Source organism: Enterobacter sp. R4-368, from assembly GCF_000410515.1.
GTDB lineage: Bacteria > Pseudomonadota > Gammaproteobacteria > Enterobacterales > Enterobacteriaceae > Kosakonia.
The window spans coordinates 3,684,100-3,697,340 of record NC_021500.1 but is presented as its reverse complement, the minus strand read 5'-3'; the positions used below and the strand labels follow the sequence as shown (position 1 = coordinate 3,697,340).

11 protein-coding genes are annotated in these 13,241 nt (G+C 55.0%); 7 read left to right on the top strand and 4 right to left on the bottom strand.

Annotated elements, in window-relative coordinates:
• Positions 1 to 98 precede the first annotated feature (98 nt).
• The 6 genes from H650_RS17280 to H650_RS17255 all read left to right on the top strand — a co-directional run bounded on the left by H650_RS17280 (position 99) and on the right by H650_RS17255 (position 5,536).
• On the top strand, positions 99 to 971 hold the full coding sequence (locus H650_RS17280) for a carbohydrate ABC transporter permease (protein WP_020456391.1): 873 nt from the start codon (positions 99 to 101) through the stop codon (positions 969 to 971).
• The gene (locus H650_RS17275) at positions 961 to 1,848 is read left to right on the top strand and encodes a carbohydrate ABC transporter permease (RefSeq protein ID WP_020456390.1); all 888 of its coding nucleotides are present in this window, start codon (positions 961 to 963) and stop codon (positions 1,846 to 1,848) included. Before H650_RS17280 ends, H650_RS17275 begins: the two co-directional genes overlap by 11 nt.
• Positions 1,849 to 1,859: 11 nt before the next feature.
• Positions 1,860 to 2,684, top strand: coding sequence for a glycerophosphodiester phosphodiesterase GpdQ (gene gpdQ / locus H650_RS17270; RefSeq protein ID WP_020456389.1), 825 nt, complete (start codon positions 1,860 to 1,862; stop codon positions 2,682 to 2,684).
• A gap of 4 nt (positions 2,685 to 2,688) precedes the next feature.
• Positions 2,689 to 3,762 (top strand): ABC transporter ATP-binding protein, encoded by a 1,074-nt coding sequence (locus H650_RS17265; RefSeq protein ID WP_020456388.1) that lies wholly within the window; start codon positions 2,689 to 2,691, stop codon positions 3,760 to 3,762.
• Positions 3,755 to 5,077 carry an ABC transporter substrate-binding protein gene (locus H650_RS17260; protein ID WP_020456387.1) on the top strand — a complete coding sequence of 441 codons (1,323 nt, stop codon included), beginning with the start codon at positions 3,755 to 3,757 and terminating at the stop codon, positions 5,075 to 5,077. The genes H650_RS17265 and H650_RS17260 overlap by 8 nt, the downstream gene beginning before the upstream one ends.
• A 183-nt stretch (positions 5,078 to 5,260) precedes the next feature.
• On the top strand, positions 5,261 to 5,536 hold the full coding sequence (locus H650_RS17255) for a hypothetical protein (RefSeq protein ID WP_020456386.1): 276 nt from the start codon (positions 5,261 to 5,263) through the stop codon (positions 5,534 to 5,536).
• 78 nt (positions 5,537 to 5,614) lie between these two features.
• On the opposite strand, the gene H650_RS17250 is transcribed toward H650_RS17255, so the two are convergent.
• On the bottom strand, positions 5,615 to 6,652 hold the full coding sequence (locus H650_RS17250) for a hypothetical protein (protein ID WP_020456385.1): 1,038 nt from the start codon (positions 6,650 to 6,652) through the stop codon (positions 5,615 to 5,617).
• A 150-nt stretch (positions 6,653 to 6,802) separates the two neighbouring features.
• Between H650_RS17250 and H650_RS17245 the strand changes: the two genes are divergently transcribed.
• Positions 6,803 to 7,048 carry a zinc ribbon domain-containing protein gene (locus tag H650_RS17245; RefSeq protein ID WP_020456384.1) on the top strand — a complete coding sequence of 82 codons (246 nt, stop codon included), beginning with the start codon at positions 6,803 to 6,805 and terminating at the stop codon, positions 7,046 to 7,048.
• 10 nt (positions 7,049 to 7,058) lie between these two features.
• Here the strand turns inward: H650_RS17245 and H650_RS17240 are convergent, their stop codons facing one another.
• From H650_RS17240 to H650_RS17230, 3 genes are read right to left on the bottom strand one after another with little or no spacing between them, the layout of a single operon-like run.
• Positions 7,059 to 9,773, bottom strand: coding sequence for a DEAD/DEAH box helicase (locus H650_RS17240; protein ID WP_020456383.1), 2,715 nt, complete (start codon positions 9,771 to 9,773; stop codon positions 7,059 to 7,061).
• Entirely contained in the window at positions 9,763 to 11,661 is a 1,899-nt protein-coding gene (locus tag H650_RS17235) for a phospholipase D-like domain-containing protein (RefSeq protein ID WP_020456382.1), read from the bottom strand. Before H650_RS17235 ends, H650_RS17240 begins: the two co-directional genes overlap by 11 nt.
• Positions 11,658 to 13,016, bottom strand: coding sequence for a hypothetical protein (locus H650_RS17230; protein ID WP_020456381.1), 1,359 nt, complete (start codon positions 13,014 to 13,016; stop codon positions 11,658 to 11,660). Before H650_RS17230 ends, H650_RS17235 begins: the two co-directional genes overlap by 4 nt.
• Between the last annotated feature and the right edge of the window lie 225 nt (positions 13,017 to 13,241).

Sequence of the window (13,241 nt, the reverse complement as noted above, 5' to 3'; positions counted from 1 at the left end):
CCTGTTCACTAAACAGTCATTTGCGCGCCATCCTATTGCAGCATTTTTTTCACAGACTCTCTGGCTTTCGAACCCCGTAAATTCGTTTTCAGAAACTTATGAGAAAATACTGGCTTCCCTGGCTGATCCTGTCGCCGTCACTGCTGTTTCTGGCGCTGTTTACCTACTTTCCGCTATTTCGCTCGGTGTACGACAGCCTGTTCGATACCCGCATGACAACGCAGGATGCGCCGTATGTCGGGCTGGGAAATTTCGCCCGCCTGCTGGATGACAGTGTGTTCTGGCAATCGCTGTTCAATAACCTGATTTATCTGCTGCTGACGGTGATCCCGGGCGTCGCGCTGGCGCTGCTACTGGCGGTGGCCTTGTGGGAAAACCACCGCATCAACCGCTGGCTGCGCACCGCCTTCTTCTTCCCGATGATTATCCCGATGGTCAGCGCCGCCGCGCTGTGGCTGTTTATCTTTATGCCCGGCCTCGGCATGCTCGATCATTACCTGGCGCAACTGTTTGGCCCGATGAACAACAACTGGCTGGGGCGCAGCAACAGCGCGCTGTTTGCGCTGGCGCTGATTGGCGTCTGGAAGTTTGCCGGTTATTACATGCTGTTCTTTCTGGCCGGATTACAGGGCATTCCCGCGTCCACGCGTGAAGCGGCCCTCATGGAAGGGGCAACCTCAACGCAGGTGTTCTTCAGGGTGACGCTACCGCTGCTGCGCCCGACCATCAGCTTTGTTGTTACCACCGCACTCATCTACTCGATTACTCAGATCGATCACGTCGCGGTGATGACGCGCGGCGGGCCGGACAACGCCACCACCGTGCTGCTCTATTACATCCAAAACCTCGCCTGGGATACCCACGATCTGGGCAAAGCCTCCGCCGCCACGTTTTTGACGCTGGTCGGGCTGTTCATCTTCTCGCTGGTTAACCTGAAACTGCTGGAAAGAGGAGCGCATTATGAGCGTTGAAATCACGCCTGCCATCAATCGCAGCACGACCGTAGCGCGACCGTTGTGGCTGCGCCTGCGCTACTCCCGTCCGGTAACGCTTGCGGTGCTGATGGTGTGCCTGGCGCTGCTGTGGGTGAGCCCCTTTATCTGGATGCTTTCGTCTGCTTTCAGCGCCACCACCTTTGGTGAAGGAATGGCGTCGATTCTGCCGCGCTTTCCGCTCACGCTGGATAACTTCCGCGACGCGTGGAACAGCGCCAACTGGCTGAGCCTCTACGCTAACACGCTGATTTTCGCCTTTGGCACCTTCTTCGTGCAGCTATTCACCATCACCACCGCCGGTTACGTCTTTGCCTGCCACGAATTTCGCGGCAAGAAAACACTGTTCATCCTGTTTCTGGTGCAACTGATGATCATGCCGGTAGTGATGATGATCCCCAACATGCTGACACTCAAAACCTTCGGCCTGCTCAACACCCTGACCGGCGTGATGATGCCCTATTTCACCTCGGCGTTTGGCGTGTTCCTGATGCGCCAGGCGTTTCTCGCTATCCCGAAAGAGATCGAAGAAGCGGCACTGATGGAGGGCTGCCGCTGGTGGCAGGTGCTGTTCCGCGTGATGTTGCCGATGTCGTGGCCGTCGGTGCTGGCCTTCGCCACCGTCAGCATTACCTACCACTGGAACGAGTATTTATGGCCGCTGATGATGCTCAACGACCCGGACAAACAGGTGCTGACGGTCGGCCTGGTGTCATTCGCCATGGGCGCGGAGTCGGGCGGTCAGTGGGGAATGATCAGCGCCGGGACGCTGATGGTCTGCCTGCCGCTGATGGTCGCGTTTATCGCTTTTCAAAAGCAGTTTCTCCGGAGCTTTGGCTTTTCCGGGATTAAATAAGGAGTTGAGTGATGTTTTTAGCGCAAATTTCAGATACCCACTTCCGCAGCCAGAACGAGAAGCTGTACGGCTTTATTGATATCAACGCCGGAAATGCCGATGTGGTATGCCAGCTTAACGCGCTGCGCGAACGCCCGGATGCGGTCGTGGTTAGCGGCGATATTGTTAACTGCGGCCGTCCGGAAGAGTACCGCGTGGCGCGCCAGATCCTCGGTAGCCTCGACTACCCGCTGTTTGTTATTCCTGGCAACCACGATGACAAAGCCCACTTTCTCGAATATCTGCATCCGCTGTGCCCGCATCTGGGCAGCGATCCGCAAAACATGCGCTATGCGATTGATGATTTCGCCACCCGCTTGCTGTTCATTGATTCAAGCCTCGCCGGGGAATCGAAAGGCTGGCTGACCAATGAAACATTGAGCTGGCTGGAAGCGCAGCTTAGCCAAAGTCAGGACAAACCCACCGCTATCTTTATGCACCACCCGCCACTGCCGCTCGGTAACGCGCAGATGGATCGCATCGCCTGCGAAAATGGCCATCAATTACTGAAATTAGTGGAGCGCTTCCCGGCGCTGACGCGCATTTTCTGCGGTCACAACCATAGCCTGACCATGACGCAGTATCGCCAGGCGACGATTGCCACCATCCCGGCGACGGTGCACCAGGTGCCGTACTGCCACGAAGACACGCGCCCGTATTACGACATGTCGCCGCCGTCATGCCTGATGCACCGCCAGATTGGCGAGCAGTGGGTCAGCTACCTGCATCCGCTGTCGCATTACGCTGGCCCGTGGTTATACAACGAAAGCATCAGCTGCCCGGTGGATGAGCGTTAAGCCCATGTTAAGACTGCAAAACATCAGTAAACAGTTCGATGGCAAAGCGGCGCTCAGCGCGCTGACGCTGGATATCCACGACGGTGAATTCGTGGTGCTGGTTGGCCCTTCCGGCTGTGGGAAAAGTACGTTGCTGCGGCTGATTGCCGGGCTGGAGAGCGTCAGCGACGGCGCGATTCTGCTCGACAATGACGACATCACTTCGCGTTCACCGCGCGAGCGCAACTTCGCGATGATCTTCCAGAACTATGCGCTGTTTCCGCACCTTTCCGTGCGCGACAACATCACCTTCGGCATGAAAGTGCGCAAGGAAGAGAAAACGAGCTGGCAACCGCGCCTCGATCGCGTGGCGCAGATGCTGCAGCTCGACACGCTGCTGGACAGAAAACCGGCCAAACTCTCCGGCGGCCAGCGCCAGCGCGTGGCGATGGCACGCGCAATTGTGCGTAACCCGAAGCTGTTTTTAATGGACGAGCCGCTCTCCAACCTTGATGCGCGCCTGCGCACCGAGGTGCGCGACAGCATAATGGCGATGCACCAGCAGCTCAAAACCAGCACCATTTATGTCACGCATGATCAGACCGAAGCCATGTCGATGGCCGATCGCATTGTGGTAATGAATGGCGGCCACGTGCAGCAAGTAGGTCGCCCGGAGCACCTGTATGCTCACCCGGCAAACCTGTTTGTCGCCGGGTTTATCGGCTCACCGGCGATGAATCTGCTCTCGCTGCCGTGCGCCAGTGGCAACGTGCTGCTGGACGAGCAACACCTGCCGTTACCGCCTCACGCGCGCGATGCCGCCGATGTATGGCTGGGCATTCGCCCGGAACACATTACCGATACGCCGGAAGCGGGCCAGTTGGTGCTGCCCGCCACGGTGATTCAGCGTGAACTGATGGGAGCCGATTATCAGCTCCACGTCAGCACGCCAATTGGCACCCTGCGCTATATCCGCCGTCACAGAGGCGATGTGCCCAATAAAGGGGACACACTCCGCGTCGGTTTTTCACCCCTTGATAGCCATCTTTTTGATGCGCAAACCTTGCTTAACTTACACCAGGAGAAAGACCATGCCTAAGCCTCTGCCAAAGACACTGCGAGTGCTTACTTACGCCATTACCCTTGCCATTAGCGGCACTGCTATCGCGCAGGAGAAGATTGATTTCATGTTTCCGGCCCCGGTGGACGGCAAACTGACGATGGAGATGACGCGCATCATCAAGGCGTTTAACGATTCGCAAAAAGACGTGGAAGTACGCGGGATTTTCACCGGCAATTACGACACCACCAAAATGAAAGCCGAATCCGCGCAGAAAGCGGGCCAGCCCCCTGCGCTGGTGATCATGTCCGCCAACTTCACCACCGATCTGGCGCTGAAAGATGAAATTCTGCCGATGGACGAACTGTTCAAATACGGCGACAAAAAAGCGGGTGATTTCCTGCAAAATGCGTTCTGGCCAGCCATGCACAAAAACGCGCAGGTAATGGGCGTGACCTATGCCATCCCGTTCCACAACTCGACGCCGATTCTGTACTACAACAAAACGATGTTTGACCAGGCGGGCATCAAACAGCCGCCGCAGAACTGGAAGGAGCTGCTGGACGACGCGAAGAAACTCACCGACCAGAGCAAAGGTCAGTGGGGCATTATGCTGCCCTCCACTAACGACGATTACGGCGGCTGGATTTTCTCCTCGCTGGTGCGCGCCAACGGCGGTAGCTACTTCAACGAAAACTATCCCGGCGAAGTCTATTACAACGCACCGACCACCATTGGCGCGCTGCGCTTCTGGCAGGATCTGATCTACAAAGACAAAGTAATGCCCTCCGGCGTGCTGAACTCCAAGCAGATCAGCGCTGCGTTTTTCTCCGGCAAGCTGGGAATGGCAATGCTGAGCACTGGTGCGCTGGGCTTTATGCGTGAGAACACCAAAGATTTCGAGCTGGGTGTGGCGATGATGCCCGCGCAGGAGCAGCGCGCGGTGCCGATTGGCGGCGCCAGCCTGGTAAGTTTTAAGGGCATTAATGACGCGCAGAAAAAAGCGGCTTATCAGTTCCTGACCTACCTCGTCAGCCCGGAAGTCAACGGGGCCTGGAGCCGTTTCACTGGTTACTTCTCACCACTGAAAGCCTCTTACGACACCGCCGAGATGAAGGAGTATCTGAAGCAGGATCCGCGTGCGGCGATTGCGCTGGAGCAGTTGCAATATGCCCACCCGTGGTATTCCACTTACGAGACGGTCGCGGTGCGTAAAGCGATGGAAAACCAGCTCGCCGCCGTGGTGAACGACGAGAAAGTCACCCCGGAAGCCGCCGCCGAAGCCGCGCAGAAAGAAGCCGATACCTTGATGAAGCCATACGTTGAGAAAACGGCACTGCAAGCAGTGAAATAAGCCATTCCCCCCCGCAAGGACGCGGGGTAGTTCTCCTTTTCCTCGATAATTTTCTCTGTCTTTCCCGTATCATTTGAACACCAGCCAAAGGGTTCACGCGTTTGCGGTATCGGTTTGTCGCCAACACGCGTCACGTGAAAAAGGTTGTTCAATTTGCTTCACCGGTAAGGGCGTTATCCAGCAATGATTGATGAGAAAGCAGCTATTGAATCCGCGAAAGCGTACGCGTTAAAAAATTTCATCAACTTCTGGGACTATGATATGCACCTTGCGGCTCTTGTAGAGCTCGACGGTGTTCAGTATTGGGAAATCAAAACCAACCTGGCTTCACCGCCTGGCACGCCATTCTATGAGCAAATCTTGCCCTCGCCGATTCGGTATTACGTCAATCCACACACCGGGGAGTGCGTCGGGTATAAAACCCATCGGGATAAACAGATTAGCCAGCGAAAGAGGTGATAAGTATTGAGCAAGCCCCAGTAAGCATTTACTCACACGCCAGCCCCTGTGAATACTAAAACGGCTGGCGTTTCCGCCTTACTCTTCCCGCGCCAGAATTTTATCTAAATATGCCGCTAACTGGTGACGCTGCAGATAGCTGGTGACGTCGCGTTCCCAGCCTTTGCCATCGCCGAGTACCGCGCGGCTGTGTGTCGGGGCGTAAAGATAACGGGTGTCATACAGGTTCAGCAGCGACTGGTTCATTGCATCAATATTGGCACCGGTTTTTTTGCACTTCTCCTGCTGGATAGCCAGCGCGCGCAGCACCCGCACCCGCGTCTCTTCATCGGGCGTATAACGCTGTTCGCTGAGTTCACTGAGCACCAGAAACTGCGGCTGAATGCCTTCTGCCAGCGCCGCCTGCAAACGATCGTGCCCGTCGAGAATGACAAACGACGCCAGCCCGGCGATAAACCACACCAGAATCGGCGGCAGCTCGCCTTCGCGGCATTTCTTGCGCCACCACTTCACGCGCCCGCTGTCTGGCTCTACCGGGTAACGCGCCAGCAGCAGATGACCGTTCCACCACCAGTCGACAAACGTCACCTTTTCCGGGTTTTGCAGATCGGGGAAATCCTCACTCCACAACGACCAATTGACGCTGATTTGCGCGCTGCTGGCAGGCGTATGAAACCGCCACTGCGCAAACGGTAGCGGCTTATTCAGCACATACGGTGCTGTCGGTTTGACTTGTTCCATTGGGCGCAGCAACCAGCGGCGCGGTGCCAGTAGCGGTGTGGGCGCCTCCATCAACTGGCGGGCAAAATAACGACACCAGTGGCTTATCCAGTTCGCTTCGCCTGCGCGTTTGGCGCTTTCCACATCGGCAGAAGAGATGGCAGGCAATAGCAGTTGCTGAGCCGGATGATCGGCATTAAACACCAGCCAGACACCGGAGTGATCGTTGAGCATGGTGGCCCAGAACAGCGTCTTGCCGTTGACCTGTAACGCCATGCGCCCGTTGTGCCCGCTTTGCATCTCCATTGCCTGACCGTCGCCTTCACGCACCATCAGTTCCAGCCCCTGCCAGCTCTCATTGCGATCAAGAAGATCCTTCCACCAGTAATCTGTCATGCCATTCTCCCTGCCAAGTGAACGAAAAGTGTAAAACACCATGCAGCCCACCATAACCCTAAAAATAATCTGCCTTTATGAGCAGTTGAACAGTTTCTCGCCACCCGTTTCGGTATCTTTATCGCTCAACTCACTGACAAGGAGCACACCATGTCTCACACCGAATCTCACTGCCACTCCTGCGGAATGCCGCTATCCGCACCGGAAGCCCGTGGCCCCAGCGATAAATATTGCGTCTGGTGTACCGACAGCGAAGGCCAGCTGAAATCCTGGGAAGAGGCCGTTTCCGGCCTTGCACAGTACCTGGATTCCTGGCAGCACGTCGGCAACGAAGAAGCACGTAAACGCGCCGTTCGTTACCTGACGTCAATGCCCGCCTGGGCTGACAGGGCCTGATAACTCCCCCTTACTTTGCCGGGTCTGTTGCCCCGGCAAATGCCGCCGGATAAGGATCGACCGGTTTCAGGTCGGCCTGCGGTTTGCGCAGCGCCGCCTCCCAACCGCCGGTTTCGTCGTTGAGATTGATCTCGCGGCTGAACTGATCAAAGTCGCAGGCATCGAGCTTCGCTTCAAAGTTACGTTTGTGCTGGATAAATGCAGCGAGCTGATCCTGATCCAGCGACTGCGCGAGATAAGGGTAGTGAATGCGCAGTTCGGTGGTGCCGTGCTCTTTTAGCAGATGGTTGACGCGGCCAAACAGCCGATCGACGCGCCCTACGCGCTGCTCGTTGTCGCCGGGTGTCCAGGCAATCCCGTAATGATGTACCTGGTTGCACTGCAAATGCAGGTTCACCCCTTCCTGGAATACGGACGTTGCCACCAGCACGTTGGGATAAAAGGGGCTGTTGAACCCGAGGATCAAGCGTTGTCGGTTATCGGTTTGACCGCTGGCGTACCACGCCGGGCTTGAGAGGCTGGTCAGTTCCCGCCACGGTGTCTTCCAGTCGGCCAGCGGGTGATCGGTGATTTTTTCACACATCGCCTCGAAGGTTTCAATGCCATTGATGAAATAGCGCAGCAGTAACGATCCCGGCAGTTTATCGGCAATGCTGGCGGTAAAATCACGGTAACGCTTTTGCACATCCGACGTGGTGCTCTGGCGACTAAAGCGGATAAACCAGCAGTAGAGTTCAATCATTACCGGGCTGGCGAAGATGTAGCCCGTTTTAAGGTAGTTGGCGAGGTTTTCCACAATCGCCGGATTGCTTGCCTGCCAGTGGCGAAGCTGCTGCTGACAATGCGCGGGCAATAGCAGAAACATCATCCCCCAGGCCGTTTGCAGCGGTTGCTCATAACGGTTTTCTTGCACCTTTTCGCTACGTGCAAGAGGCTGCGCGGTGGGCCACGTTTGCAGGCGAACATCGCGCGCCGCATCGCCAAAGTTATCGCGCTGGCGATCGGTAAGCCGGTAATAGGTGGCATATTGCGCACAGCAATAATCCGCCGCGGGTTCCAGAAACAGCGAGAACAGGCTTTCGGCCCGGCGAAAACGCTGGCTCACGTTGGTGCAATCGGTTCGTTTCTCACCGCTTTTTTTCACGACAAACAGATCGGCGATTTTCGATGAGAGCTTCAGCTCATTTTGCTTGCGCTCGTTGAGTTCCTCGTCGTCGTCACTACTTTCCGCTTCGTCATCAATGAACTCTGACGCCTCCTGCAGCACGTGCGCCGCCTGCGTTAAGCGATTGAAATATTTACGTGACCAGCCGCTTTTGCGCCATGCTTTTAGCGTCTCATCCGGCGATTCAACGCCCCAGGCAGCGATTATCTCCCGCGCCATCAGCTCGTCATATTCGGCATTAACGCGCTGGGTGATTTCACGCACCGAGGGGATGCGGCGCACAAACACCAGGTGTTTATCGCGATACAGCGGGCGTGGTGCAGTAAACAACTGTTCAGGCACGCATTGTTTAACCAGCGCGCCATATTTCGGGTGATCCGGAAAGCGGTGGTAGATATCCTGAAACGCTTGCGTCAGCTCTGCCAGCAAGCGTGAGTCCGGTGCCTGGTGAAAGGCGTCTTTCGCCATATCGTCCGAATTCTCTTCACCACTTTCGCTGTCCTCTTTTGCCACAATGCCCGTCGACTCAAACCCTTCGAGATAGCCATACTGGAACTGGCGGCGCTCACCTTTTGCGCCCAGCGTCTTTACCAGCTCGCGCTGGTAGAGGGCGAAAAAGAGCTCCGCATCCGGGTTGTCGGTAAAATCCGCCGCCGTCGCCTGTTCATGGCGATAGTTATATTTGTTGTTGGTTACGCCCTTTCCCTGCATTTGTCGCAGGCGGCGAATGGCAAAGGTTTTTAACAGCGTTTTGGCGTCGCCGTCGGGGCTAATCGCGTCCGGATCGACGAAGTAACGCAAAATATCGGCGACATTACGCGATGAAGAGTGATTCGGCGTCGCGGTGAGTAATAATGTTCGCTGCCCTAAGCGGTTATCGTCCTCGCCAAAAAAGCGCTTCGCCGCCGCCGCGCGCTGGGATTTGCCATCGCGGTTACGAAAGTAGTGCGCCTCATCAATGATGATGAGATCAAATCCCTGTTCGCCCAGCGTGGCTTTAATCTGCGCATGGATTTTCCCGGCCTGGCGCGCGGCGCGCTCCTGCACGTTCTGCTCTTTTTTCTCCCACTCCGGCACCAGCCCGCTGAGCGAGTGAATGGTGGTCAGGTAAAAATTGCCTCGTGATTCGCGGATATCCTGCTCCAGCTCGGGCAACCTTGTGAAAATACGCGCCTCGTGCACCGGCTCCCTTTGCGCGTTACAAATTTTCGAATTTTTAGCGCGATAGTGATGCAGCAAAAAGGTTTTGTATTCCCGTTTCCAGTGCAGGCAAATGTCTTTATTGGGCGCGAGGATGAGGATTTTCGCATCGGGCTTTTTATGCCAGAGCTGGAGCATCACACCAATCGCCTGAAAGGTTTTGCCCATCCCCACTTCATCGGCCAGCAACGCCAGCCGACGTTTCGCCAGAATGTTCCACAGCCCGGCGACACCTTCAGCCTGACGCGCGGCCATTGAAGACTCCTGCGCATCGTATTGCCAGTTGTCCTGCGAGGCGTCAAAACTCATCTTTTCCGCCACCGCCTGCGGCGTGATGGCTTTCCAGTTATCAGGCTTCATATCCACACCTTTGCTTTATTGCGTCGAGGTACTGCTGGCGCTGTTTTCCTTTCACCGGTAATGGCGGAATGTCGATGACAAGCTTCGGCCACGCGTGGGCGGCGAGGCTCTTTTTGCGGTAGCGCTTTTTCGCCAGCTGGCAGAGGCTTTGCACCTCGTTGGCCATAAACCAGCCAAACAGCGTTCCTGGTTGCGCGACGAGATGTTCGCGGACTTTCTCCACCAGCTCGAGCAAACAGCCAGGGCAGGTAAACAGCCAGTAGTGCAGCGAGGCATCATCGTTCAGGGCTTCGAGTTGTTCGCGGCGTTTTTCCAGCGCGTAGAAAAGGCGGAAATAGCTGGTGGCGCTGGTCTGCACCTGCGGCTTTTCCTCAGGCGGCGCATCCTCTGCCGAATCACCATCGCGCAGTGTTTCACGCAGGTGCACCGCGTCGTTGTCCTGCGGATCAACATCACTGATATAGCTGTTCAGAAGATCGTGCAGCGAGTCAAAACCGTTCACCCGGCGAAACGCCTGCCCCACTTCATGAATAATGCCCTGCCAGTCCGCCTCGCCGGGGCGGATGACGGTATAAAAGTGCTGGGTTAACACCTCATCCGGCTGATCGGCAACCAGATCGCGCAACGCAACCAGTGACTTACCGCGCCAGCGCAGGGGAATCACCTGCGCGATACCCGGCAGGCGAAGCGCATACTGCGCGGTGGATTTGTCGTCAAACCATTCGCCGGATACGCTGTATTTGCCCGAACGCCAGTCAAATTGCACCTGTAAATCAAAGGGTAACTGATCGGGAATTTGCAAAGCCTCGGCTTCCAGCAACTCGGCACTGGCGAAATCGAACACCTTTTCAGCCAGTACATCACCGACGATGTTTGTTTTCGGCGAGACGCGATGCACAATGCCCGCTTCGATGTTCCGGTGCGCCTCGTCTGTACTGCCTACGTTGAGGCTGCTGCAGCCCGGCGCGGTGAAATTCCACGAACCGATCGCCAGTCTTGCTGAGCTTTTCCCCGTCGCCATCCAGATTTTGGCGTGAGTGAGTTCTGAGCGCTCGTCACGCTCCAGCGGGTTTTTACACAGACGTAACTGACCGGATTGGCGCAAGGCTTCCACCTCCTCCCCGCCTGGCGTGCGCAAAAACCGCCCGTGCGCCAGATCGGGAACCAACTCGACGCTCAGCGCCGGGTTACCAAAAGCATGGGATAAAGAGCCGATAAAACCCGCTAAATCTGCGGCCAGGTAAGGCGACCAGACGGAGAGTTTTTTAATGGTATCGCCATTTGCCAACGCTTTTAGCAACGAGGGACCGGAGAGGGAATGAATAAAATCCCAGTCAGGATCGTCATGGGAAAATTTCCGCCGCACCGGGAACGCGTCGTCGACAACAATATTCGGGTCTACCAGCGTAAAAAAGGACTTAATCTGCTGGTACTGCTTGTTGGTACTGACACGGCGAAAATCGACCGCTTCCTGATTGCGCCCCCAACCGCTGAGTGTCAGGTTCGCGCTGCCCGCCCCGAGGATAATATCGCCGTGGATATCCTCGATATAGAGCACTTTGGGGTGAAAGAGGCTGTTGCGGGCATCCAGATGCGGCGCAATCTGTCGCACGGACACTGGCAGCACCGCGATGGAGGTGCGCTTATGCTGCTCCTGGGTTATCAGACGCTTATCGCAATAGATGCGAAAATCGATCGTTTTGCGGGTGAGATCGAATTGCAGACGTTCAAACTCGCTGCGGTTTTTCGGCGGCTCTTCCAGGCCCAGTACCGCAGGTAGCAGGTGCGTTTCAATAAAACTGATATTGATATTAAAGCTGGTCAGCCAAACCCGTTTGATCTCGCCAAGCGTCGCCAGTTGCGCTTTCAGTTCGTTGATTAATTTCACTTTTCTTCTCCACGCAACCCTTTCAGCATATAGCGGAACTGCGGGATGTAATACCCATTCACCCAGTCATCATTCTTGCGATCCTCATGCATCGGACGCGCAGGAACCTGCAACGTTAGCGTTTCGCCAGTAAGCGTTATCCATGGTAGCTGACCGCGGCTTTGCATCACATACTCATGATATTTGAGTAATTCAATGGCTTGCGCAGCAACAGAAGGTGCCTGCGCAACATGCAACAAACGTTCAAGGCGGGTATGCGCCGTGCCGGAAAGTGCGGGCAGCAGCGTCTTATCGTTTATCACCTGTTCAGCTCGTTTCGGTAACGTATGATCATCCAGCCCACGCTGTGCCCAGAACTGGCGAATATCCTCTAATGTCTGTTTTTTACGCTGGCAAATCCCGGCAAATAACAGATCAATCGCCGCCAGATAAGGTTCAACATGCACGATATGGCGCAACAACCGGCGATCGGCTTCGTTATGGCTAAGATGTAGCGCCCGGTGATAAATATCTGCCGCAGGCAGTTTTTCCTTCGCCTGTTCAAGGGCGTGATACAGCGCACCGCTAGCGCCTTCGCGTAAGCGGGTCATCTCAAACCAAAAATCCCTGGCGTAGTTACCCACATATTCCGACGAGCGAAAAGCCTGGACATACGCCTGAGTGAGTTTTTTATCGATATCGGCAAAGTGAAGCGTCAGATCCCGTTTGAGGCGCACGCCAAGCTGCGTTTTCAGGCAGTCGCATAACAGGCGAAAAAGCGTTTTTAGCTGCGGTGTTTGCAAAATAAATTGCCCGGCCTGTTCCCATGCGGATATGCCTTCTACCAAATGATAATGATATTTTTGATCGAAGAAGTGCATATTCATCATCGGCGTTTTATAACGCCCGTTGGTGCCGAGAAATAATTGCTGGGTCAGCAGTTGGCTATCCGATCCGTGGCCGAAAATAAGCGGGGGATTATTAAAATCTGCGAATAGTTTGCGGGCTTTAACGATGCCCAGCACGCCGGTGGTGACAACACCCTTTTTGCTCTGGCTATCGCACATCGACAAGGTGTAAATATTCTCTAAGAAAATCAAACAGGCGTGCGTCAGTTTTACATCGTTTTTGCCGCCATAGATTTTTTGTAATGCGTCGCTGAGCTGTGTTTTATCGTCGCCGAGAACGCTGCGAATAACATAATGGTGAAGCAAATTGAGTGTGTAGTGACGAACATCATTGGCGACTGAACTAATACGGTTGCGAAAAATCTGCTGCCCGAAAGAGGACCAGACAATCAATTGACCAAGTGGATCAATATTCAATTCACCGCTGAGTGATTCGTCATATTCCGTAATAAAACGCTGAAGATTCATTAAAATTTTATTTAAGGAAAAACAGGCAGTTATTATCCTCTTTTTACCTGCTCCATGACATCCTCATCTTTGGTACTTTACAGGCAGGCGGGCGCTCTACAGCTTCTTACGCCGATCTTCCTGCAAATATAATCTTTTAAAAATCAAACAGTAAAACGTTATCGCGCATTAATTTTATAAATTTAGCTTGCAATCAAATAGCGCACTACTTAAATTACACTCCAC